Origin of the sequence: Actinocatenispora rupis (assembly GCF_016861975.1) — a bacterium.
Classification (GTDB): Bacteria; Actinomycetota; Actinomycetes; order Mycobacteriales; family Micromonosporaceae; genus Actinocatenispora; species Actinocatenispora rupis.
The window spans coordinates 351977-373195 of sequence record NZ_BOMB01000001.1; the positions used below are offsets into that span (position 1 = coordinate 351977).

Here is a 21219-nt window from a genome sequence, read left to right on the forward strand (position 1 = left end):
CGGTCAGGCGGGGGTGAGGATCGCGGCCAGGACGAGCGCGGTGCCGGCGCCGACGGCGGTGAGCAGCAGCGGCGCCGGTACCGGTGGGCCGGCCTGGCGTTCCGGTGCGGTGGCCGCGAGCGTGAGGAACCCGATGAACGGCAGCCACGCGGTCTCCGCCCCGCCGTGCGCGACCCCGGCGACGACCGAGAACGCGACGGCGATGCCGGCGCCGACCAGGCACGGCCAGCCCGGCGTGTTGCGCATCTTGCGCATGCTCGCCACCAGCGGCGGCCCGGCGACCAGCAGCAACGTGACGAGACTGACCGGGCCCCACAGCAGCTCGGAGGCGGGTCGGCTGGTGAAGCCGGCGTGCGCGGTGAGCAGCCCGGCCGGCCAGCTGAACCCGAGCGCCGCCGCCACCACCGGTACGACGAGCGCGCCGAGCCCGGTGGCGACGTTGAGGAAGGCGCGGCGGCGGGCGAAGTACAGCAGGACGACGGAGACGCCGAGCCAGACCACGGAGTAGCTGGCCATCCCGGCGAGGCCGAGCAGCAGCCCGCACCCGAGCGCCCAGCCGGTTGCCGGCCATCCGGTACGGCGCCGGTCGCTCGCCCGCGCGCCGGCCGCGACCATGCCCGCGCCGAGCGCCGCGGCGACCCCGTCCGGACTACCGGCCAGGAACAGCAGGTACGGCGCCAGCACCAGCACCGGCGCGTACCGGCGGGCGGGCAGGTCGCCCGCCACGTTGCGCACGGCGGCCAGCGCCAGCGGTACGGCCAGGGCGCCGAGCGCGGTGACCGTGAACGCCACCGGCAGCCCGGCCTCGCGCAACGCCCACAGCAGCAGCGCCGGACCCGGCGGATGCCCGTGCGCCGCGGCGGCGTGCCGGTCCACGAAGTCCCGCAGGTACGCCAGCGGCGACCCGGCCGCCACCCCGGCCTCTCCCGTACGCGCGCCGAGCCCGGCGCCGGCCGACAGGGTCAGCGTCCAGGCCAGCGCCGCGCCGTACGAGACGAGTTGGACGAGACCGAACGGCGGCGCCGCCCGCCGGGTACGCCAGGCCACGAGGAGGACGGCGACGGCGAGCAGCGCGGCCACGGCGAGCCACGGACCCGGCGCCACCCGGTACCGCCCGAGGAACGGTGCCGCCTGCGTGCCGAGCGCCGCGTGCCGGGCGCCGACCAGCACCGCGACCAGGCCGAGACCGGTCAGTACGGTCCAGACGACCAGGTCGCGTACCTGGTGGCCGGGGGATCTGGGCTGCTCGCTGTCCGTCACGGCCGATCACGGTATCGGGTAGGCGACAGCAAGTGCGTGTTCGGTTGGCGGGAGGGGTGCTCGTGCCGCATGATCGTTCATGACGGTCCAACGGGGGCCGTTGGACCACTCACCGTGAAACGTGAGGGATCGATATGGCTGCCACCGGCACCACCACGAGCACGGAGAAGGGGCGGCGGATCGTCGGCGCCGAACGTCAGACGTTGGCGAAGGACCTGGTCAAACGGTACAACGGCGGGGAGAGCATCCGTTCCCTCGCGGCCTCGACCGGCCGTTCGTACGGGTTCATCCACCGGGTGTTGACCGAGTCCGGCGTGCAGCTCCGCCAGCGCGGAGGCGCTCGCCGTCGCAAGAAGTCCTGACGACCGTCACCGGCTGGCTGGGCGTGTCGCGCCGGCCGGCCGGCCCGGCCAGGTCCGACCGGTTCCGCCTGCGCGCGCCGGCCCGTGCGTCGCTGCCTCCGTCCCGGTACCGTGACTGCTCCCGTCCGTACGTCAAGGAGGAGCTCCGGTGCCCGAGGACGACGTACTCGTGTCGGTCGAGGCCGGCGTCGCCACCATCACGCTCAACCGCCCCGCGGTGTACAACGCGCAGACTCCGGCGATGTGGGCCCGGCTGCGCGAGATCGGCCGGGAGCTGACCGGCGACGTGCGAGTCGTCGTCGTACGGGGCGCGGGCCGCGGGTTCTCCGCCGGGCTGGACACCGCCGCGCTGACCGGCGCGTCCGTACCGGGTGGGTTGACGTTCGCCGAGCTGGCGGAGCTGCCGGCGGACGAGGTGAGCACCGTGATCGCGGGGTACCAGGAGGCGTTCGACTGGCTGCGCCGGCCGGACCTGATCACGGTCGCCGCGGTGCATGGGCACGCGGTCGGCGCCGGGTTCCAGCTCGCTCTCGCCTGTGACCTGCGCATTCTGGCCGACGACGCCCGGTTCGCGATGGCCGAGACCAGCCTGGGCCTGGTGCCCGACCTCGGTGGCACGAAGCGCCTCGTCGAACTCGTCGGGTACGGCCGCGCACTGGAGATCTGCGTGACCGGTCGCCGGGTCGGTGCGGCCGAGGCTGAGCGTATGGGGCTGGCGACGGTGACCGTACCGGCCGCGGAGCTGGCGGCGGCCACCAACGACCTGACCGCCGCCGTACTGGCCGCGCCCCGCGGTGCCGTCGTCGAGACGAAGGCGCTGCTGCTGGCCGCCGCCGGTCGTGGCTTCGCCGAGCAGGAGACGGCCGAACGCGAGGCGCAGGCGCGCCGGATCGCCGAACTCGCCGGCCATGGCGAATAGCGATAAATGGTCAAGGTCTCTGGTGGGTTAACGCCGCGTTGACCCGAACCGCGACGGTACGGGAAACTCATCGCTCAACGATGCCGGCCGGGGGGATCTGGCGTCCCCGTCAGCGGTGGGCCTGATGGCGGTCGCATCGTCGGTCCTGGGGTGGACGAGGCGTACATGAGCGATATGTGGGTGGCGTGGCCGAACGGGTGCGACCCGGTCGACCTGTCCCGTGAACTGTCCGTGGCACGCGAGCGGTTCGTGTCGACGGGGGCGACACCCGACGGGGTACGGAGCGTGGTCGCCGACTCGTGGCGGCGGTCGAAGGCGAGCGGGGTCGACCCGGACGGGGCGCCGCCGCCGCTCGACCTCGCGTACGACGACCTGCGGGAGTACCGGGCGGATCATCCGATGGCGGCGGCGATGCCGGTCGTACGCCGGCTGCTGGTGGACGCGGCGGGCGCGGCCGGGCTGATCGTCGCGGTGGCCGACGAGGCGGGCCGGCTGCTGTGGGTGGAGGGCGACCGCACGGTGCGCTCGCTCGCCGAGGGCATCCACTTCGTACCGGGGACGAACTGGGACGAGCGGCACGCCGGCACCAACGCACCCGGTACGGCGCTGGCGTTGAACCACTGCGTACAGATCTTCGCGGCGGAGCACTTCGCCAGTCCGGTCGCGTCGTGGAGCTGCTCGGCGGCTCCGGTGCACGACCCGGACACCGGCGCGCTGATCGGCGTCATCGACGTGACCGGCGGTGACCAGGTGGCCGCCCCGCCCACGTTGGCGCTGGTCCGGGCCACGGTGGCGGCGGTGGAGAGCGAGCTGCGGGTGCACCGGCTGACCGGCGGCCGGGTACACCCGGAGGCGCCGGCGCGGCTCAGCGTGCTCGGCGGTACCGGCCGGCTCACGCTCGGGCACCGGACGGTGGAGCTGAGCCAGCGGCACGCCGAGCTGCTGCTCGTCCTGACCGAACACCCGGCCGGGCGTACGGCGGAGCAGCTGGCGCTGGCGCTGTACCCGGGTGAGGCGGCGCCGGTGACCGTACGCGCGGAGCTGTCGCGGCTGCGGGCGCTGCTGCCGGAGCTGGCGCTGCGGTCCCGGCCGTACCGGCTGGGGCGGCCGGTGACGACGGACCTGGCGGAGGCGCGGGCGCTCGTGGCGCGGGGCGTGCCGGGGCGCGCGCTGACGATGGCGCCCGGCCCGGTGCTGCCGCGTTCCGAAGCTCCCGCGGTACGGGAGCTGCGCGAGGAGTTCGCGGTGTCGCTGCGGTCCGCGGTGCTCCGGGCGGGCGACCCGGACCTGCTCGTCCGGTACGCGGGCAGCGAGCTCGGCGGCGACGACGTGGAGGCACTGCACGCCTGCCTGGCAGTACTGCCGGCGACGTCACCGCGGCGTGCACGGTTCGTGGCCCGGCTGGCCCGGCTCGACGCCGAGCTCGGTGCGTACGCAACGCCGTTGCAACCCTCGCGTGGTTAACGTCCGTGCTGTCCGGCCGCCTGTCCGGCTGTGGCCGGGCGCCGTGTGGCCGCCCTGATCCGTACCATCGGGGCGGCCACACCGGAATCGGCTCGGTACCAAGGGTTTCCGGTCAGAGGACGGGCAGCGCGCCACCGTCGACCGGGATCATGCTGCCGGTCACGTAACTGGCCGCAGGGGAGAGCAGGAACGCGGCGACGCGGCCGAACTCGGCGGGGTCGCCGTAGCGGCCGAGGGGGATGCCGGCGACCTTGGGGGTGCCGCCGGCGTCCAGTTCGACCATCCGGTTCGTGGCGATCCGGCCGGGCAGCAGCCCGAACGTACGGACGCCGCGCGGGCCGAACTCGGCCGCCATGTCCTTGGCCACCATCGCGAGGCCGGGCCGCAGCCCGTTCGAGATGCCGAGCCCGGGGATCGGCGCCTTCACCGACGAGGACAGCACGAACCCGATGGCGCCGCCGGCGGTCAGCGCCCCGGCCACCACCCGCGCGCACCGCACCGCACCCAGGAACACCGTGTCGAACGCGGTACGCCACTGCTCGTCCGTCGCGCTCGCCGCCGTCGTCGCGGGCGGGCCGCCCACGGACAGCAGCGCACCGTCGAGCCGCCCGTACTGCTCGGTCGCGGCGGCGACCAGCCGGGCCGGGGTGTCCTCGGCGGCCAGGTCGGCGACCACCCCGACGGCGTGGTCGGCGCCGCCGAGCCGTTCCACCGCGCGGGCCACCTTGTCGTCCTGGCGGGACGACACCACCACGCGCGCGCCGTCGTCCACCAGCGCCCGCGCCGTACTGAAGCCGAGGCCGTCGGTGCCGCCGGTGACGACGTACACGGCGTCGGAGAGTCCGAGATCCATGCGCCGAGCCTACGGCCTGGTGCCGTTCGGTCTGGCGATGGACTACCCGGTGTTCCTGGCGTCGCGGATGCACGAGGCGCACCCTCACGGCGCCCGGCCACGGGACGCGATCGTGGCCGGGTTCCCCCAGGCCGTGCCGGTCGTACTGGCCGCCGCGTCGATCATGTTCGGGGTGTTCGCCGGGTTCGTACCGGAGGGGGACGCGACGATCAGGCCGATCGCGTTCGCGCCGGCCGCGGGCGTGGTGCTCGACGCGATCGTGGTACGGACGGTGGCGTACCGACGGCGTTGCTCGGCAGGGGCCAGGCAGCTGCCGCGGTGGCTGCCGTCGCTGGACGTGGCGGGCGCGGCGCTGGAGCGCTCCGCCGTCGCTGCCGAGCGCGAGCCGGCGGGCCGGCCGAGCTGAGGCGCCCGGCTACGAGCGCCGCCGCATCACCCGGTACGACACGGGTCCGAGCAGCGGCAGCGGCGCCAGCCCGGCCAGGAACCCGACCATGCGGACGACGGGTTCGGGCAGGAACAGCCCGAGCAGCAGGACCAGCCCCACCACGAGCGGCGTGTACGCGAGGACGCCGAGCACGGTGGCGCCGACCGTGACGGTGAAGAAGCCGGGGGACTGGCGCGGCGTGACGACCGCGTCGGGGTCGAGGGTGCCGAGGCGGAGCTGGTGCGCGCCGGGGGAGGCGGTGACCTCGTCCCCGACCGGTACGCCGGTGGCGGCGCCGAAGCGGGTCACGTCGCCGGGCGCGAACCCGCACCGTACGGCGAGGGCGGTGCGGCCGTCGACGTCGACGTACAGGCCGGTCTCACCGTCCGATGTGGACACCCGGTACGGCCGGAGCACCGCGGTACGGGGCAGGACGAGCCGGACGCCGTCGGGCGCGGTGAGGACGAGTTCGGCGCGGTCGACGGTGAGCCGGGTGACGCCGCGGCGCGGGGTGGGCCGCAGCGCACCGTCGCGTACCGTGCGGGCGCGCAGCGCCGCGGTGGTGCGCCGTACCAGGTCGACGGCGGCGAAGAACAGGAACAGGCAGCCCACCCCGCCGAGCGCGACTCCCGGCACGAACAACGCCGTGTCGATCCCCGGGCGTTCCGCCAGCCCGGTCACCTCGGCGAGGGCCTGGAGCCCGGCCAGCCCGCCGACCGCGCCGGCGATCGGCACGACCACGACCATCAGCACCATCAGCCAGCCGCCGACGGTGCCGGGCCTGGTGGTGACGTTCGCCCGCTCGACCTTCGGGTACTTCTCGGCGAAGGCGGCGTTGTCGGAGAAGTGCGCGTGCCGGGCCCGCAGTCCCCACTCCCCGGCGAAGCGCCGTACCTCGGCGGTGTCCCACATCGGGCTCAGCGCCCGACCCAGGTGCGCGACCGTCCGGTCCCCGCTGCGTACCAGCAACCCGAACTTCCGGTACGGTGCGCCGCGCGCCCCGCGCTGCTCGTACTCGTAGGTGACGAGTTCGTCGACGGCGTCGGGGCCGGTCAGCGGCAACCGCCGGACGGCACCGCCGCGCCGTACGGTGAGGGTGTCGCCGTCGCGGCGCAGGTACGTCGGCTCGGTCTCGGTGCTCGGACGCAGGTCGGTGGCGGAGCGCAGGATCATGCCGCCGCCGCCCGGAGCTCGGCGTACGCCGCGGCCAGCGCGGGCAGGTCCCAGTGCGCGTTCAGCCCGGACGGGCTCGGCAGCACCCACACCCGGGTGTCGCCGAGCGGTTCGTCTCGCGGCCCCACCCCGGCATCCGGCGCACCGAACGCCGCCCGGTACGCGGTGATGCCGAGCACCGCGAGCCACGCCGGCCGCAGCCGCGCCAGCTTCGCCACCAACCTCACCCCGCCCTCCCGGTACTCCGCGGCGGACAGTTCGGCGGCCTTCGCGGTGGCCCGGTCGACGACGTTCGTGACACCCAGGCCGTACCGGGGGAGGAGGTGCTGTTCGGCGGGGGCGAGCTGCCGGTCGGTGAACCCGGAACGGTGCAGCGCCGGCCAGAAGCGGTTGCCGGGGCGGGCGAAGTGGTGGCCGGTGGCCGCCGAGTACAGGCTGGGGTTGATGCCGCAGAACAGGACGGTCAGGCCGGGCGCGACGACGTCCGGGAGGGTGCCGTCCGCGGCGGCGGCGAGCTGCTCGGGGGTGGGTCGCACCCGAGCACGATGACACGCGGCCCGGCCGGGTCCGCGACCGGCCGGGCCGTCGTACTCAGAACGCGGACGCCCGGACCGCCAGGACGAACCGCTTGCCGGGGTGCTCGCACAGCGTCCAGACCTCGTCGCGGCCGGGCCAGTACGCGAGGTCCTCGGTGCCGACCGGCATCGACTCGGACGCCAGCGCCGGCGCGGTCCCCGCGGTGAACGTCACGAGCCCGCTGTAGTTGGTCGTGCCGTTGCTGCGGGACAGGAAGAACCGGCCGCCGTGCGCGACGCCGCCCTGCACGCTGCGCACGAACACCTGGTACGCCTCGGTGCCGTGCACCTGCCCGTCGCCTTCCGTGGCGAACAGCGGACCGTACGGGTCCAGCGGGAACCGTACGACGCGGGCGCCCGCACCCGTCCGGTCCTCGCCCTCCACGTTGTACTCCGCGACGATGACGCTCGGCGTCGGCCCGCTGCGGTCCAGCCCGCAGCAGGAGTAGCGCAGCGGCTCGACCCCGTCGACCGTCGACGACAGGTACGCGACCGACTGCGGCAGCACGTACGCGTGGCCGTAGCCGCGGTAGGTGCCGTCGTCCGCGCGGCCGACCGCCGTCGGGTCGGTGTCGTCGACCTGCCAGACGTGCCGCAGGTCGAACACCCGGAACCCGTTCCAGGTGTCGACCACGAACAGCAGGTGGCCGTACACGATGATGCCGCCGGCGTGCACCGGTACGGCCCGGAAGTCGGCGTTGCCCGCGTCGTCGACGTACGGCTCGACCAGCAGGACGTGCCGGTAGCGGGGCGCGGCCGGGTTCGAGTAGTCGATGAACGACACCCGCGAACCCATGTCCGGCGCCGTGCTCTTCGAGTACCAGCTGGCGAAGATCACGGTGCGCCCGTCGTACCGGCCGCTGGGGTGGGCGTCGGCGCTCGTACTGACGCCCTGCGGGTACCACAGCTCGGTGGCACCGTCCTCGTCGTTCCACGTGAACGCCCGCGTCAGGCCGTTCGCGTGCGGGGTGGCGGCGGCGCCGACCCGGTCCGCTCCGTCCAGTACGTCGGTCACCCGGGTCACCGGCAGCAGCCGGTCGAGGCGGTGCAGCAGCGCGGTGTTGGACGGCCCGGCCGTGAGCCGGAACGCGTCCGCGGCCAGCTCCACCGGCTCGGGGTACGTCTCGGCCAGGGCGCTGGTCGGCGCGCCGAACGCGGCCACTCCGGTCGCGGCGAGGCCTGCCAGGGCACCGCCGACGAACACGTTCCGACGGGACCACCGGGGTCGGTCGTTCATCGATCACCTCCGTGCGAGTTGTCCGCACCCTAGCGAAACAGCACGGAAATGTGCACCAGGCAGGCGATGTCCCGTTGGAAACTTTCAGCGCCGGCGGACGGCCTCCTCGATGAGGTCCAGCACCGGTTCGATGTCGTCCACCGAACGCCCCATCGCCAGGTACAGCACCAGACCGTCGTGCGCCAGCTCCAGGAACCGCTGCAACCGGTCGATCGGTACGTCGGCGCGCAGCACGCCCGCCTCGCGCTGGCGTTCCAGTCGCTCGCGGGTGGCCTGCGCGATCGCGTCGCTGCGCTGCGCCCAGCGCTTCGCGAACAGCGGATCGGTCCGCAGCCGGCGCGACACCTCCAGCTGCGTACCCAGCCAGCCGGTGATCTCCGGCTCGTGCGCCCGCGCCGCCATGTCCCGCATGACCTGGACGAGGCCGTTGTCGGCGACGGTGGCGACCATCGTGGCCGCGTCGTCCTCGGCGACCGCGAGGAACAGCGACTCCTTGTCCCGGAAGTGGTGGAAGATCGCACCACGGGACAGGCCGATCGCCTCCTCCAGGCGCCGGACCGTGGCCCCCTCGTACCCGTGCCGGGCGAAGCAGGCCCGCGCACCGGTCAGGATCTGGTTGCGGCGCGCGTCGAGATGCTCTTGGCTGACCCGGGGCACCTGTCGATCCTGACAGCCGGACCGGCCGAATGCAATCCGTACGTACGGATTGCTAGGGCGTGTCCGCGCAGCTCCGCGCCAACCGGCCGGCTCGGCGGACGCTAGCCGGCTACGGCGCCGGATGCGGTGAGCGCGGCGCGGGCGGCCTCGTCGTACCCGAGCTCGGCGAGGAGCGCGGTGGTGTGCGCACCGATCGCCGGCGCCGGCTCCGGCACCGACGGCGGGGTCACCGAGAAGCGCGGCGCGGGCGCCGGTTGCAGCAGCCCGCCGTCCCGCCGGTACGTGCCGCGGGCGGCGAGGTGCGGATGGTCGGCCGCCTCGTCCGGGTCGAGTACGGGGGCGACGCAGGCGTCCGTGCCGGCGAACCGGTCCGCCCACTCGTCCCGGGTACGCGTGGCGAACGCCGCGGCCAGCCGTTCCCGCAACGCCGGCCACTGCGCCGGATCGTCCCGCGGCGGCAACGTCGCATCGTCGGCCAGGCCCAGCCCGGCCAGCAGCTCGCGGTAGAACGGGTCCTCCAGCGCGCCGACCGCGACGTACCCGCCGTCGGCGCACCGGTACGCGTCGTAGAACGGGGCGCCGCCGTCGAGCAGGTTGCCGCCCCGCTCGCCCCACATCCCGGCGGCGCGCAGGCCGAGCAGCATGGACAGCAGCGTCGCCGTACCGTCGACCATCGCCGCGTCGACGACCTGGCCACGTCCGGTGGTACGGGCGCCGAGCAGGGCGGCCAGTACGCCCACGGCCATGAGCATCCCGCCGCCGCCGAAGTCGCCGATCAGGTTCAGCGGTACGGTCGGCGCCTCGCCGCGCCGGCCGACCAGGCTGAGCGCGCCGGCCAGCGCGATGTAGTCGATGTCGTGCCCGGCGCGCTGCGCCAGCGGACCGTCCTGCCCCCACCCGGTCATCCGCGCGTACACCAGGCGCGGGTTGGCGGCGAGGCACGGTTCGGGGCCGACACCGAGCCGTTCGGCCACACCCGGGCGGTACCCCTCGACGAGCGCGTCGGCGGTCCCCACGAGCCGGAGTACGACGGCGACGCCGTCCGGGTGCTTGAGGTCGACGGCGAGCGAACGCCTGCCACGGCCCAGGATCCGGTGCCCGGCGTCGACCGGGGTGGAGCGGCCGCCGGGCCGGTCGACCCGTACGACGTCGGCGCCGAGGTCGGCGAGCAGCATCGTGGCGAACGGCGCCGGGCCGATCCCGGCCAGCTCCACCACCCGGATCCCGTCGAGTGGACCAGCCATCGCGCGCGCTCCTTCGCCTCGGTACGTCGTTGCCATACTGCCCCCATGCCGCTGCTGCTCGCCGACCTGGACAACACGTTGCTGGACCGGGACGCCGCGTTCCGTACCGGGGTGGTGCGGTTGCTGGCCGACCACGACCTGCCGGCCGCCGACGTCGACTGGGTGTGCGCCCTCGACGAGCACGGGACCGCGCCGCGGGAGGCCGTCGCCACCGCCATCCGCGACCGGTACGGGCTGCGCCTGCCGCTCGACACGCTCGTGGACTTCCTGCGCGCCGGCGCGGCGGAGAACGTGGTGCTGGCGCCGGAGACGCGCGCCGCGCTGGTCGCCGCGCGTACGGCCGGGTGGACGCCGGTGATCGTCACCAACGGCCTCGTCGCCCAACAGGAACGGAAGATCGCGGTCGCCGGCCTCGCCGAGTACGTGGCGGGCTGGGTGGTGTCGGGTGCCGTCGGGGCGGACAAGCCGGACGCGGCGATGTTCCACGCGGCGGCCCGCGCCGTGGACGGCACGCTCGACGGCGCGTGGATGCTGGGCGACAACCCCGTCGCCGACGTCTTCGGCGCGTACCGTCTCGGCCTGTCCACCGCGTGGCTGCACCTGGGGCGTACCTGGGTGGAGACCGCGTACCGGCCGACGGTGGTGGCGGACACGGCGGCCGAGGCGATCCACGCCGTGCTCGGCACCGACCGCCGAGGCACCGACGGCTGAGGCACCGCCAGCTGAGGCACCGACGGCTGAGGCACCGACGGCTGAGGCACCGACGGCTGAGACAACTACCGCTGAGACATCGACGGCTGAAGCGCCGACGGCACGAGGCACTGACGGCTGCGACGCGCTGAGGCACCGGCGGCCGAGGTACCGGCGGCTGGGGCGCGGGCGGCTGGGACGGCGGGCGGGCACCGGGCGGGCCTGGCACGATGGCGGCATGAGTACCGATCGCGGCAGTACCGTCCGGCCGGATCACGGCACGCCGCTGCCCACGTCCGCGCTGCGGGTCGCGGCCGGGCAGGCGGCGGCCGAGCCGGGCGAGCTGGCGCGCAACGCGGCGACCGCGGCCCGGTTGGTGGCGCGCGGTGCGGACGACGGCGTCCGGGTGCTGGTGCTGCCCGAGCTGTTCCTTCCCGCGTACCATCCGCCGATGCTGGCGGCGGAGCCGACCCGCTGCGACGTCACGGCGGACGCGGCCGGCGAGGTGACCGATCCGCGACTGGACGCGTTGCGTACCGCGGCGGCGGCGCACCGGACGGCGGTGCTGGTGGGTGCGAGCGTCCGGGCCGCCGACGGCGTCCGGTACCTGGCGGCGCTGCTCGCCGGTCCGGACGGTTCGGTGCGCGACGTCTACCACAAGCGGCATCTGTGCGGGCCGGAGGAGACCGACCTGTTCGCCCCCGGTACGGAGGGGGCGGCGGTGACGGTCGACGGCTGGCGGCTGGGGCTGGGGATCTGTTACGACGGCTGCTTTCCCGAGCACGCGCGGGCGGCGGCGCTGGCCGGCGCGCACGCGTACCTGTGCCCGGCGGCGTACCTGCCGGGCGGCGACCACCGCCGCGACCTGTACTACGCGGCCCGCGCCCTGGACAACACCATGTTCGTGGTACTCGCGAACGCGGTCGACGGTCCCGCGCCGTGGACGTTCACCGGCACCAGCACCGTGTACGACCCGGAGGGCCGGCCGCTGGTCCGCGCGCCCGGTACGGGGCAGGCGCTGGTGGTCGCGGACCTTGATCCGGCGCTGCTGGCCGGCACCCGCGCCAGCCAGCCGATGCTCGCCGACTCGACGGTCGGCGAGCCGGCCGAGATCCGCGTCCGGGCCGTGTGAGTCCACTGTGGACACCGGCGACCGGATCGCGGCGCTCGCCGACGAGATTCGTGGCATGGCGGCGAACGGCCTGCACTACGCGCACGACACGTACGACCGGGCCCGGTACGAACGGCTCGTCGGGATCGCCGCCGAACTGCTGTCGCTGGCCGATCCGCGGTCGGCGGCCGAGATCGAGCGGGCATACCGGGGCGGGTTGGGTCTGCTGACGCCGGCGGTCGGTGCCGCCGCCGCGCTGTTCGACGACGACGGCCGGCTGCTGCTCACCCGGCGCGCCGACAACGGCCGGTGGTGCCTGCCCGGTGGCGCGGCAGACGTGGGCGAGTCCCCGTCGGCCGCCGCGGTGCGCGAGGTACGCGAGGAGACCGGGCTGCACGTCACCGCCACCCACCTGCTCGGCGTGTACGACAGCCGACTCCAACCCGGGCCGGTCCGCGGGTGGCACGCGTACACGCTGGTGTTCGGGTGCCGGCCGGACGGCGGTGCGCTCACCGTCAACCACGAGGTGACCGCGTTCGCCTGGTGCACCGAGGCCGAGGCGTGCGCGCTCGACCTGACGGGCGGCACGCGGCTGACCGTGCCGGACGCGTTCGCCTGGCACCGCGACCCCACCCGCACCGTCTTCCACTGACCCACCGTTTCCGTTGGTACCACGGGGAATCAGCGGGAGAGGACGGCGGCGATCTCGGGGATGCGGGCGGCGTAGCCGTCGACGAGCCGGCGGGCGATCTGGAGCGAGTCGACGAGCGGGTGCAGCGCGAACGCCCGCAGCGCGGCCGCGCGCGAACCCGTCGTCGCCGCCTCGATGGTGGCGCGTTCGACGGCCTTGACCTGTTGCATGAGGCCGGCCTGGTGCAGGTCCGGGCCGGCGGTGGCGAGCGGGTGCACACCGTTCGCGTCGACCAGCGCCGGTACCTCGACGACCGCGTCGGGCGGCAGCGCCGGCACCGTGGATCCGTTGCGTACGTTGAGGATCATCGTGGCGCGCCGGTTCCGGCTGATGGCCGCCATGACGTCCAGGGCGACCGCCGCGTACCCGTGGTGGGCGGGGTCGGAGTCCTCGGCGTGCGCCGCGCCCTGCCGCGCCTCCGCCATGTACGCGGCGCTGCGCGCGTCGATCGTGCGCTGCCAGTACCCGGCGGGGTCGTCGGATCGGCGGACGGTGGCGTAGAACTCGCGCTGCTGGCGTACCAGGAACTCGCCGCGGGTCTCCCCGGAGTCGACGATCGCGCGCACCGCGTCCCGGTTGCGGTAGTAGTAGTACAGGTACTCGTTGGGTACGCAGCCGAGAGCGCGCAGCCAGTCCGTGCCGAAGACGTCGGCCTCCTCCAGACCGGCGAGCGCGGTGTCGTCGGCGAGCAGCCGGGGCAGCAGGTCGACGCCGTCCGCGACGACCCGGCGCAGCCAGCCCAGGTGGTTGAGCCCCACGTAGTCGAGCTGTACCCGGTCGGGGTCGACGCCGAGCGCGCCCGCGACCCGCCGGCCGAGCCCGGACGGGGTGTCGCAGATGCCGAGCACCCGCTCGCCGAGGACCGACTGCATCGCCTCGGTGATCATGCCGGCCGGGTTGGTGAAGTTGATGACGTACGCCTCGGGCGCCAGCTCCCGTACGGTCCGCGCCACGTCCAGCATCACCGGGATCGTGCGCAACCCGTACGCGATGCCGCCCGGCCCGGTGGTCTCCTGGCCGAGGACGCCGAGGTCGAGCGCGACGCGTTCGTCGGCGGTACGGCCCTCGGTGCCGCCGACCCGGATCGCGGCGAAGACGAAGTCGCTGCCGGCGACCGTGGCGGACAGGTCGCCGCTCGCCGTGACCCGCGGCGCGTCCGGTACGCCGTCGGCGAGCTGCGCGAGGATGGTGACCATCGCGTCCAGCCGGACCGGATCCGTGTCGTACAGCCAGACGTCGTCGACGCGCGGGCTGCCGGTGTCGCGCAGCAGCGCCCGGTAGACGTACGGCACGCGGAAGCCGCCACCGCCGAGGATCGCGAGTTTCATGCCAGGACCACCCTTCCGCCGGCCTCACGGCACAGCGCGACGATCGCCGGATCGACGCCGGCCGTACTGATCAGCGTGTCGACGTCGGACAGCGAGCAGAGCCGCAACGATCCGGTACCGGGCACCTTCGCCTCGTGCGCGAGCAGTACCACCTGGCCGGCGGCGTCCATCATGGCCTGCTTGATCGGCGCCTCCACGGCCATGTCGTCGACGACGTGGCCGTTGCGCCGGACCCCGGTGCAGGACAGGAACATCACGTCGGCGCTGATCTGGTCGAGCGCCTTGAGCGTGAGCGAACCGACCAGCGTCTGGTAGTTGCCCCGCACCACCCCGCCGAGCAGCACCAGGCGTACCACCGGGTCCGCGCGCAGCTGGTCGAGTACGGCGAGGTTGCCGGTGATGACGGTGATCGGCCGGCCGCGCAGGTGCCGGGCGACGAGCGGGGTGGTGGTGCCGATGTCGAGCAGCACGACGCTCTCGTCCGGCACCAGCTCGGCCGCCTTCGCCGCCATCGCCTCCTTGTACGGGCGGTGCTCCTCGTCGCTCACCGCGTACGGCACCTCGGGGGTGCCGTCGTCGGAGGTGGCGTTGCGGGCCAGCACGGCCCCGCCGTACGTGCGGGTGACCTCGCCGATCCGGTCCAGCCGGGCCAGGTCGCGCCGCACCGTGGACTCGCTGACCCGGAGCGTCGCCGCGAGTTCGCGGACCGACGCGACGCCGCGGTCGCGGATCGCCGCCAGGAGGCCGTCCTGCCGCCTGCGCAATGTCATGCACCGCACCGTAGTGATCCTGACCGACTTCGCGCAATCTTCTGACCGACTCTTGCCGTCCGATCCACCGAGTGCTCATACTTGGCCAACTTTGGGCCGCCAGGTCACGGGGGACGTCCACGCCGACGCCGACCCGGTGGCGCGCCAGTACCCGAGCGACGAAGGAGGCTGTTGGCCGTGAGCGCAGACCGGAAGCGGTCGGTACGCGGGATCGCGCTGGGTGGGACCGACCGGCGGCTTCGGGTGGTGGCGGTGGCCGCCGCCGCGGCGGGGCTGTTCGCGGTCGCGGCGTGCGCGCCGGGCACCGGTGCCACCGGCACGAAGCGGGCGGCGCCGAGCGGCCCGGTGAGTACGGATCCGGCGAAGGCCGGGAAGGTCACGCTGACCGAGTGGGACCAGAACACCTCCGACAGCGGCATGAACGACGCGACCGAGGCGCTGAACAAGGCGTTCGAGAAGAAGTATCCGAACGTCACGATCAAGCGGGTGTCGCGCAGCTTCCAGGACCTCAAGACCACGCTCAAGCTCGCGCTGTCGTCGAACGACCCGCCGGACGTCGTGCAGGCCAACCAGGGCTACCCGGACATGGGCGCGTTCGTGAAGGCCGGCCTGCTCACCCCCGTCAACCGGTACTCGGACGTCTACGGCTGGGGCAAGGCGTACCCGGCGGAACTGTTGAACCTCAACAGGTTCAGCGCGGACGGCAAGACCTGGCGTACCGGCGACCTGTACGGCATCTCGCAGACCGGCGAGATCGTCGGCGTGTACTACAACAAGGCGGTCCTGAAGAAGCTCGGCGTCGCGCCGCCGGTGACGTACGCGGACTTCGCGGCGGCGCTGCCGAAGGTGAAGGCGAAGGGCACGCTGCCGGTCGCGTTCGGCAACTCGGACAAGAGCCCGGCGATCCAGCTGTTCGGCGTGACGAACGCGAACACCGCCGGCAAGCAGACCGTACGCGACCTGGTGTTCGACGAGCACGGGAAGTCGTGGACGAACGCCGGCAGCGAGAAGGCCGCGACGACCATCCAGAGCTGGGCGAAGAAGGGGTACCTGTCGCCCGGGTTCAACGGCATGACGATGGACTCGGCGCAGACCCAGTTCACCGGCGGGAAGACGGCGTTCATGCTGAACGGCACGTGGGCGCAGGCCGACGTGCAGCAGAAGCTCGGCGCCGGCAACGTCGGCTTCGTGGCGCTGGCCCCGTCGGCGGGCGCCACGCCGGTGACGCAGGGCGGTGAGGGGCTGGCCTGGTCGATCACGTCCAAGAGCAAGCACCCGGACGTGGCCGCGGCGTACCTGAACTTCATCACGAACCCGGCGGCGATGACGGAGATCGCGCGGACCGGTGCGCTGCCGGCGCTGCCGCCCGCGTCGTACCAGCCGCCGAAGGGCACGGTGGCCGCGGACATCCTGGCGTACTGGCGGAAGGTCAGCACGGGCGACGGGCTGGTGCCGTACCTGGACTACACCACGCCGACGTTCTACGACACGCTGACGACCGGCCTGCAGGAACTGCTGGCCGGGCACCTGACGCCGGCGGCGTTCGGGAAGCAGCTGCAGACCGACTACGACACGTTCCGGAAGAACCGCTAGATGGCTGTCGACGCACGGACCGCCACGCGGCGCGACACGGCGCAGGCCGGCGCGCCGCGTCGGCGGCGGCGCATCCAGTGGGTCGGCTACCTGTACATCCTGCCGGCGCTCGCGGTGCTCACCGTCTTCCTGCTCGTCCCGCTCGGCCAGTGCGTGCAGATCTCCCTGTACCACTGGGACGGCCTGTCACCCGCCACCTGGGCCGGCGTCGCCAACTACGTCGACCTGGCCCGGGATCCCGTGCTGCGGTCGGGTTTCGGGCACACCCTGGTCCTCGTCGTCGGCTTCGCGGTACTCCCGATCCTGTTCGCCCTGACGCTCGTGGCGGTGATGGGCCGGGCGGTGAAGCTGCGCGGCCTGTCGGTGTACCGGGTGGTGCTGTTCCTGCCGCAGGTGATCGCGTCGGTCGTGGTGGCGACCAGTTGGGTGGCGATCTACGCCCCGGACGGCGTGCTCAACGGGTTCCTCGCGCTGATCGGGCTGAAGATGGTGACCCGGCCGTGGCTGGGTGACTTCGGCACCGCGCTGCCCGCCGTCGGCCTGATCGGTACGTGGGTGGAGATCGGCCTGTGCCTGGTGCTGTTCCTGGCCGGCGTCGCGCAGATCCCCCGCGAGCTGTACGAGGCGGCCCGCCTCGACGGCGCCGGCATCGTCCGCGAGTTCTTCGCGGTGACGCTGCCGGGGCTGCGCGGGCAGATCGCGGTGGCGTTGACGTTGACCGTGATCGCCGCGTTCAAGACCTTCGACCTGGTGTACGTGACGACGCACGGCGGGCCGGGCACCAGCACCGTCGTCCCGGCGTACCTGATCTACGACCGGGCGTTCAACCTGAGCCAGGTCGGGTCGGCGTGCGCGGTCGGGGTGGTCCTGACCGCGGTGATCCTGGTGATCACGCTGGTGATCAACCGGGTGTCGGGAGGTGGCGAGTGAGCCGCCGCGGCGAGACCGTTCTCAACTACGCGGTCCTCACCCTGTTCGCCGTACTCGCGGTGTTCCCGGTGCTGGGCGTGGTGTTCTCCGCGGTGACCCCGCCGGCGCAGTCGTCGCCGTCGTTCACCGTGCCGCACTCGCTCTACCTCGGCAACTTCGCAACCGCCTGGCAGCAGGGCCACTTCGGCACGTACCTGCGGTCCAGCCTGCTCGTCGCGGTCGTCACCGTACTGCTGACCTCGGTGCTCGCCATCCTCGCCGGGTACTCGTTCGCCACGTTCCGGTTCCCGGGCCGCGGGGTGCTGTTCGCGGTGACGCTGGTCGGGCTGATGGTGCCGGCCGAGGCGTTCGTCATCCCGCTGTACTTCGACCTGCGCGGCGTCGGCGTGACCGACACGTACTGGGCGCTGATCCTGCCGCAGACGGCGCAGTCGCTCGGTTTCGGCGTGTTCTGGATGCGCAACTTCTTCCGCTCCGTACCGTCGTCCATCGTGGAGGCCGCGCAGCTGGACGGGGCCCCGGACTTCACCCGGCTGTGGCGCATCCTGGTGCCGATCGGCCGGCCGGCGCTGCTGACCATGGCGATGCTGGTGTTCATGTGGACGTGGAACGAGTTCCTGCTGCCGCTGGTGATGGTCACCAGCGACGGGCTGCGTACCGCGCCGCTGGGACTGACGTTCTTCCAGGGGCAGCACACGACCCAGTTCTCGCTGCTGGCCGCCGCGTCGATGGTCGTCGCGCTGCCGGTGGTGCTGCTGTACATGTTCCTGCAACGGCACTTCATCCGCGGGATGCTGGCCGGGGCGCTGCGCGACTGACCGTGGGGGGATCAGGAGATGACCGACAGCACGTACGACCCGCTCGCCCGGCTGCGTACGCCGGACGAACCGGAGTTCGACGTGTTCCTGTCCGGGATGGTGTTCCTGGACATCGTGTTCACCGGACTGCGTTCGATGCCGACCGCCGGTACCGAGATCTGGGCCGACGGGATGGGGTCGTGCCCCGGCGGCATCGCCAACCTGGCGATCGCCACCAGCCGCCTCGGCCTGCGTACGTCACTGGCCGCGGCGTTCAGCACCGACGCGTACGGCGACTTCTGCTGGCGGACGCTCGCCGAGCAGGAGAGCGTCGACCTGTCCCGGTCGCGCCGGTTCGACGACTGGCACTCGCCGGTGACGGTGTCCATGGCGCACGCCGGTGACCGCAGCATGGTCACCCACGGGCACGACGCGCCGATCTCCGCCAGCGAGATGATCGGCGAGCCCCCGCGTACCCGGGCGGTCATGGTGGACCTCGCCGCGCCCGAACGCATCGGCGTACCGGGCGGGGTGGCGTGGCCGGACCGGGCGTCGGACGGCGGCTCGCTGGTGTTCGCGGACGTCGGCTGGGACGCCAGCGGCGAGTGGGATCCCGCCGTGCTCCGCCAGCTCGCGGCCTGCCACGCCTTCATGCCGAACGCCGTCGAGGCCATGGCGTACACCCGGACCGAGCACGCCCGGGACGCGCTGTACGTGCTGGCCGACCTGGTACCGCTGGCCGTCGTCACCAACGGCGCCGAGGGGGCCATGGCGATCGACTCGACCACCGGCGAGGAGGCGCAGGTCGGCGCGCTGCAGACCGCCGCGCTCGACCCGACCGGCGCCGGCGACGTCTTCGGTGCCGGCATGGTCCTCGGTACGCTCGCCGGCTGGCCGCTGCCGCACCGGTTGGCGTTCGCCAGCGCCTGCTCGGCGCTGTCGGTGCAACAGTTCGGCGGGTCGCTGGCCGCGCCGGGCTGGGGCGACCTCGCCGACTGGTGGCACGGCGTACGCCGGGTCGGCGCGGTCGACGCCTACCACGCCTCCCTGCTGCGCCGCTACGCGTTCCTCGACGACCTGATGCCGCACGCCCCCGTCAACGCCGTACGCCGGGCCGCGGCGACGATCGCCCGGCAGGCGGACGTACACGGGGTGGACTGAGCGATCTGTGCCGGCGGTCGCCGGCCGGGGCCGGGGCACGTGCGCGGGGCCGGATCCGGGCCTAGGGGCCGGCACGGTCACCAGACGGGCTGGACACCGCCGGAGCGCGGCGGTGGCGCGGGTGGTGCCCTCGGGCGTGAGCCGGTAGTAGCGGCGGGCGGGGCGGCCCGCCGCGACCGGGTCGACGTCCTCCCAGTGGGCCTCGACCCAGCCGGCGTCGCGCAGCCGGGTGAGGATCGGGTAGAGGCTGCCGGACGCGAGGCCGGTGCGCTCGATCAGGACCAGGCCGTACGTCTCGGCGTCGGGGTCCTCCAGCAGGGCCGCGAGTACCCGCGGCGTCGGCACCGTGATCCGTACATCGCCCGCCATGCCGGCAACTCTCCGTAGCCCGGGTGTCCGACGCGAAACGCCCCGTCGACCGGCGGCCGACGGGGCGTTCCGTACACGGACGCGACGGTCAGCGCTTCTCGATGCCGACGTAGTCGCGGGCGGTCGGGCCGGTGTAGATCTGCCGCGGCCGGGTGATCTTGAGCTTGGGGTCGCTCATCATCTCGCGCCACTGGGCGATCCAGCCGGGCAGCCGGCCGATCGCGAACAGCACCGTGAACATCGACTCCGGGAAGCCCAGCGCCTTGTAGATCAGGCCGGTGTAGAAGTCGACGTTCGGGTACAGCTTGCGCTCGATGAAGTACTCGTCGGAGAGGGCGACCTGCTCCAACTGGATCGCGATGTCCAGCAGCGGGTCCGAGACGCCGAGCTTGGTCAGTACGTCGTCGGTCATCGTCTTGACCAGGGCGGCGCGCGGGTCGTAGTTCTTGTAGACCCGGTGACCGAAGCCCATCAGGCGGACGCCGGCCTCCTTGTTCTTCACCTTGCGGACGAACGCCGCGACGTCGTCGCCGGAGGCGTGGATCCCGCGCAGCATCTCCAGTACGGCCTGGTTGGCGCCGCCGTGCGACGGGCCGGACAGCGCGTTGATGCCGGCGGCGATCGAGGCGAACAGGTTCGCCTGCGCCGACCCGACCGTACGCACCGCGGAGGTGGAGCAGTTCTGCTCGTGGTCGGCGTGCAGGATCAGCAGCAGGTCCAGCGCGGCCCGCGCCGTCTCGTTGACCTCGTACTTCTCCGCCGGTACGCCGAACGTCAGGCGCAGGAAGTTCGACACGAACTCCAGCGAGTTGTCGGGGTACAGCAGCGGCTGGCCGACCGACTTCTTGTACGCGTACGCCGCGATGGTGGGGAGCTTGGCGAGCAGGCGGATCGTGGACAGCTCGACGCCGGCGGGGTCGGTCGGGTTGAGGTCGTCCGGGTAGAACGTGGAGAGCGCGTTCACGGCGGAGGCGAGCACGGCCATCGGGTGCGCGTCACGCGGGAAGCCGTCGAAGAACCGCTTCAGGTCCTCGTCCAGCAGGGTGTGGTGCCGGATCGCGGCGTCGAACTCGGCGAGCTGGTCGGTGCTCGGCAGCTCACCGTGCAGCAGCAGGTAGCTGACCTCCAGGAAGCTGGACTGCTGCGCGAGCTGCTCGATCGGGTACCCGCGGTAGCGCAGAATGCCGGCGTCGCCGTCGATGTACGTGATCTCGGACGTGCAGGACGCGGTGTTGACGAAGCCGGTATCCAGCGTCACCAGGCCGGTCTTGGCCAGGAGTTTGGAGGAGTCGATCCCCGAGTTTCCCTCCGTCGCCCGAATGATCGGCATGTCGAGCTCGCCGTCCGGGTACCGAAGGACGGTGCTGCTCTGGTCTGTCATGGGTGGCCTTTCGTCCTCAGGCGGGGAGTGTCCTTATCCGCCGATCCGTTCGCTGCCGCTTGTGGCGGCAGGTTTCTCCGTGCTCGCGCTCCCCGAACCGCCGTTACGTGCCAGTAACTTGGACGCTACTCGGCCGCCGGGGGACGCCCGGTGTGATCTTCGGCCAATTTAGCCTCAGGTCGAAACCCTTCGCATCGGGTGGCATCTCTCGGCGAGATCCGTCACCC

Annotated in this window: 21 protein-coding genes and 1 pseudogene; 11 read left to right on the plus strand and 11 right to left on the minus strand. The window is 73.1% G+C overall.

What is annotated here, in order from left to right:
• Positions 1-3 precede the first annotated feature (3 nt).
• A complete protein-coding gene (locus tag Aru02nite_RS01575; RefSeq protein WP_203654242.1) occupies positions 4-1260 on the minus strand; it encodes a hypothetical protein in 1257 nt (418 codons plus the stop codon).
• A gap of 134 nt (positions 1261-1394) precedes the next feature.
• Between Aru02nite_RS01575 and Aru02nite_RS01580 the strand changes: the two genes are divergently transcribed.
• From Aru02nite_RS01580 to Aru02nite_RS01590, 3 genes are all read left to right on the plus strand, one after another.
• Positions 1395-1622 (plus strand): helix-turn-helix domain-containing protein, encoded by a 228-nt coding sequence (locus Aru02nite_RS01580; RefSeq protein WP_203654243.1) that lies wholly within the window; start codon positions 1395-1397, stop codon positions 1620-1622.
• Positions 1623-1770: 148 nt separating this feature from the next.
• Positions 1771-2541, plus strand: a complete 771-nt coding sequence (locus tag Aru02nite_RS01585) for an enoyl-CoA hydratase/isomerase family protein (protein ID WP_203654244.1) — start codon at positions 1771-1773, stop codon at positions 2539-2541.
• A gap of 165 nt (positions 2542-2706) precedes the next feature.
• On the plus strand, positions 2707-4005 hold the full coding sequence (locus Aru02nite_RS01590; protein ID WP_203654245.1) for a GAF domain-containing protein: 1299 nt from the start codon (positions 2707-2709) through the stop codon (positions 4003-4005).
• Between the two features lie 112 nt (positions 4006-4117).
• Here Aru02nite_RS01590 and Aru02nite_RS01595 read toward each other — a convergent pair whose 3' ends face one another.
• Positions 4118-4858, minus strand: coding sequence for an SDR family oxidoreductase (locus Aru02nite_RS01595; RefSeq protein WP_203654246.1), 741 nt, complete (start codon positions 4856-4858; stop codon positions 4118-4120).
• Here Aru02nite_RS01595 and Aru02nite_RS01600 point away from each other — a divergent pair.
• Positions 4857-5264, plus strand: coding sequence for an MMPL family transporter (locus Aru02nite_RS01600; RefSeq protein ID WP_203654247.1), 408 nt, complete (start codon positions 4857-4859; stop codon positions 5262-5264). The two genes, Aru02nite_RS01595 and Aru02nite_RS01600, sit on opposite strands and share 2 nt — an antisense overlap.
• 9 nt (positions 5265-5273) lie before the next feature.
• On the opposite strand, the gene Aru02nite_RS01605 is transcribed toward Aru02nite_RS01600, so the two are convergent.
• The 5 genes from Aru02nite_RS01605 to Aru02nite_RS01625 form a co-directional block, all read right to left on the minus strand.
• Positions 5274-6458, minus strand: a complete 1185-nt coding sequence (locus Aru02nite_RS01605) for a hypothetical protein (protein ID WP_203654248.1) — start codon at positions 6456-6458, stop codon at positions 5274-5276.
• Positions 6455-6994: a G/U mismatch-specific DNA glycosylase gene (gene mug, locus Aru02nite_RS01610; protein WP_203654250.1), complete on the minus strand. Its 540-nt coding sequence runs from the start codon at positions 6992-6994 to the stop codon at positions 6455-6457. The genes Aru02nite_RS01605 and mug overlap by 4 nt, the downstream gene beginning before the upstream one ends.
• A gap of 55 nt (positions 6995-7049) precedes the next feature.
• Positions 7050-8270 carry an LVIVD repeat-containing protein gene (locus Aru02nite_RS01615; protein ID WP_203654252.1) on the minus strand — a complete coding sequence of 407 codons (1221 nt, stop codon included), beginning with the start codon at positions 8268-8270 and terminating at the stop codon, positions 7050-7052.
• A gap of 84 nt (positions 8271-8354) precedes the next feature.
• A complete protein-coding gene (locus Aru02nite_RS01620) occupies positions 8355-8927 on the minus strand; it encodes a TetR/AcrR family transcriptional regulator (protein WP_203654254.1) in 573 nt (190 codons plus the stop codon).
• A gap of 101 nt (positions 8928-9028) precedes the next feature.
• Positions 9029-10171, minus strand: coding sequence for a CaiB/BaiF CoA transferase family protein (locus Aru02nite_RS01625; RefSeq protein WP_203654256.1), 1143 nt, complete (start codon positions 10169-10171; stop codon positions 9029-9031).
• Between the two features lie 45 nt (positions 10172-10216).
• On the opposite strand from Aru02nite_RS01625, the gene Aru02nite_RS01630 reads away from it, so the two are divergent.
• The 3 genes from Aru02nite_RS01630 (at position 10217) to Aru02nite_RS01640 (ending at position 12624) form a co-directional block, all read left to right on the plus strand.
• A complete protein-coding gene (locus Aru02nite_RS01630) occupies positions 10217-10882 on the plus strand; it encodes an HAD family hydrolase (RefSeq protein WP_203654258.1) in 666 nt (221 codons plus the stop codon).
• A 217-nt stretch (positions 10883-11099) separates the two neighbouring features.
• Positions 11100-11993: a carbon-nitrogen hydrolase family protein gene (locus tag Aru02nite_RS01635; RefSeq protein ID WP_203654259.1), complete on the plus strand. Its 894-nt coding sequence runs from the start codon at positions 11100-11102 to the stop codon at positions 11991-11993.
• A gap of 7 nt (positions 11994-12000) precedes the next feature.
• Positions 12001-12624 (plus strand): NUDIX hydrolase, encoded by a 624-nt coding sequence (locus Aru02nite_RS01640; RefSeq protein WP_203654261.1) that lies wholly within the window; start codon positions 12001-12003, stop codon positions 12622-12624.
• A 29-nt stretch (positions 12625-12653) separates the two neighbouring features.
• On the opposite strand, the gene Aru02nite_RS01645 is transcribed toward Aru02nite_RS01640, so the two are convergent.
• Both Aru02nite_RS01645 and Aru02nite_RS01650 read right to left on the minus strand, forming a co-directional pair.
• The gene (locus Aru02nite_RS01645) at positions 12654-13991 is read right to left on the minus strand and encodes a 6-phospho-beta-glucosidase (RefSeq protein WP_203654263.1); all 1338 of its coding nucleotides are present in this window, start codon (positions 13989-13991) and stop codon (positions 12654-12656) included.
• Positions 13988-14761: a DeoR/GlpR family DNA-binding transcription regulator gene (locus Aru02nite_RS01650; RefSeq protein WP_203654264.1), complete on the minus strand. Its 774-nt coding sequence runs from the start codon at positions 14759-14761 to the stop codon at positions 13988-13990. Before Aru02nite_RS01650 ends, Aru02nite_RS01645 begins: the two co-directional genes overlap by 4 nt.
• A 177-nt stretch (positions 14762-14938) precedes the next feature.
• Here Aru02nite_RS01650 and Aru02nite_RS01655 point away from each other — a divergent pair, with 177 nt between their 5' ends.
• The 4 genes from Aru02nite_RS01655 to Aru02nite_RS01670 are packed head-to-tail and all read left to right on the plus strand — an operon-like array spanning position 14939 to position 19242.
• The gene (locus Aru02nite_RS01655; RefSeq protein WP_203654267.1) at positions 14939-16354 is read left to right on the plus strand and encodes an ABC transporter substrate-binding protein; all 1416 of its coding nucleotides are present in this window, start codon (positions 14939-14941) and stop codon (positions 16352-16354) included.
• On the plus strand, positions 16355-17284 hold the full coding sequence (locus Aru02nite_RS01660) for a carbohydrate ABC transporter permease (RefSeq protein ID WP_203654269.1): 930 nt from the start codon (positions 16355-16357) through the stop codon (positions 17282-17284).
• Positions 17281-18102: a carbohydrate ABC transporter permease gene (locus tag Aru02nite_RS01665; RefSeq protein WP_203654271.1), complete on the plus strand. Its 822-nt coding sequence runs from the start codon at positions 17281-17283 to the stop codon at positions 18100-18102. The genes Aru02nite_RS01660 and Aru02nite_RS01665 overlap by 4 nt, the downstream gene beginning before the upstream one ends.
• An 18-nt stretch (positions 18103-18120) precedes the next feature.
• On the plus strand, positions 18121-19242 hold the full coding sequence (locus Aru02nite_RS01670) for a PfkB family carbohydrate kinase (RefSeq protein ID WP_203654273.1): 1122 nt from the start codon (positions 18121-18123) through the stop codon (positions 19240-19242).
• Positions 19243-19371: 129 nt separating this feature from the next.
• Here the strand turns inward: Aru02nite_RS01670 and Aru02nite_RS01675 are convergent.
• Positions 19372-19611 (minus strand): annotated as a pseudogene (locus Aru02nite_RS01675) (PadR family transcriptional regulator); the annotation flags it as partial.
• Between the two features lie 88 nt (positions 19612-19699).
• Positions 19700-20992 (minus strand): citrate synthase, encoded by a 1293-nt coding sequence (locus tag Aru02nite_RS01680; RefSeq protein ID WP_203654275.1) that lies wholly within the window; start codon positions 20990-20992, stop codon positions 19700-19702.
• Between the last annotated feature and the right edge of the window lie 227 nt (positions 20993-21219).

Bases quoted from the DNA above. Each gene is read 5' to 3' on its own strand.
- Aru02nite_RS01580 (WP_203654243.1), top strand. From the start codon at position 1,395: ATGGCTGCCACCGGCACCACCACGAGCACGGAGAAGGGGCGGCGGATC.
- Aru02nite_RS01590 (WP_203654245.1), top strand. From the start codon at position 2,707: ATGAGCGATATGTGGGTGGCGTGGCCGAACGGGTGCGACCCGGTCGAC.
- Aru02nite_RS01600 (WP_203654247.1), top strand. From the start codon at position 4,857: ATGCGCCGAGCCTACGGCCTGGTGCCGTTCGGTCTGGCGATGGACTAC.
- Aru02nite_RS01595 (WP_203654246.1), bottom strand. From the start codon at position 4,858: ATGGATCTCGGACTCTCCGACGCCGTGTACGTCGTCACCGGCGGCACC.
- Aru02nite_RS01605 (WP_203654248.1), bottom strand. From the start codon at position 6,458: ATGATCCTGCGCTCCGCCACCGACCTGCGTCCGAGCACCGAGACCGAG.
- Aru02nite_RS01615 (WP_203654252.1), bottom strand. From the start codon at position 8,270: ATGAACGACCGACCCCGGTGGTCCCGTCGGAACGTGTTCGTCGGCGGT.
- Aru02nite_RS01625 (WP_203654256.1), bottom strand. From the start codon at position 10,171: ATGGCTGGTCCACTCGACGGGATCCGGGTGGTGGAGCTGGCCGGGATC.
- Aru02nite_RS01630 (WP_203654258.1), top strand. From the start codon at position 10,217: ATGCCGCTGCTGCTCGCCGACCTGGACAACACGTTGCTGGACCGGGAC.
- Aru02nite_RS01635 (WP_203654259.1), top strand. From the start codon at position 11,100: ATGAGTACCGATCGCGGCAGTACCGTCCGGCCGGATCACGGCACGCCG.
- Aru02nite_RS01645 (WP_203654263.1), bottom strand. From the start codon at position 13,991: ATGAAACTCGCGATCCTCGGCGGTGGCGGCTTCCGCGTGCCGTACGTC.
- Aru02nite_RS01650 (WP_203654264.1), bottom strand. From the start codon at position 14,761: ATGACATTGCGCAGGCGGCAGGACGGCCTCCTGGCGGCGATCCGCGAC.
- Aru02nite_RS01660 (WP_203654269.1), top strand. From the start codon at position 16,355: ATGGCTGTCGACGCACGGACCGCCACGCGGCGCGACACGGCGCAGGCC.
- Aru02nite_RS01670 (WP_203654273.1), top strand. From the start codon at position 18,121: ATGACCGACAGCACGTACGACCCGCTCGCCCGGCTGCGTACGCCGGAC.
- Aru02nite_RS01680 (WP_203654275.1), bottom strand. From the start codon at position 20,992: ATGACAGACCAGAGCAGCACCGTCCTTCGGTACCCGGACGGCGAGCTC.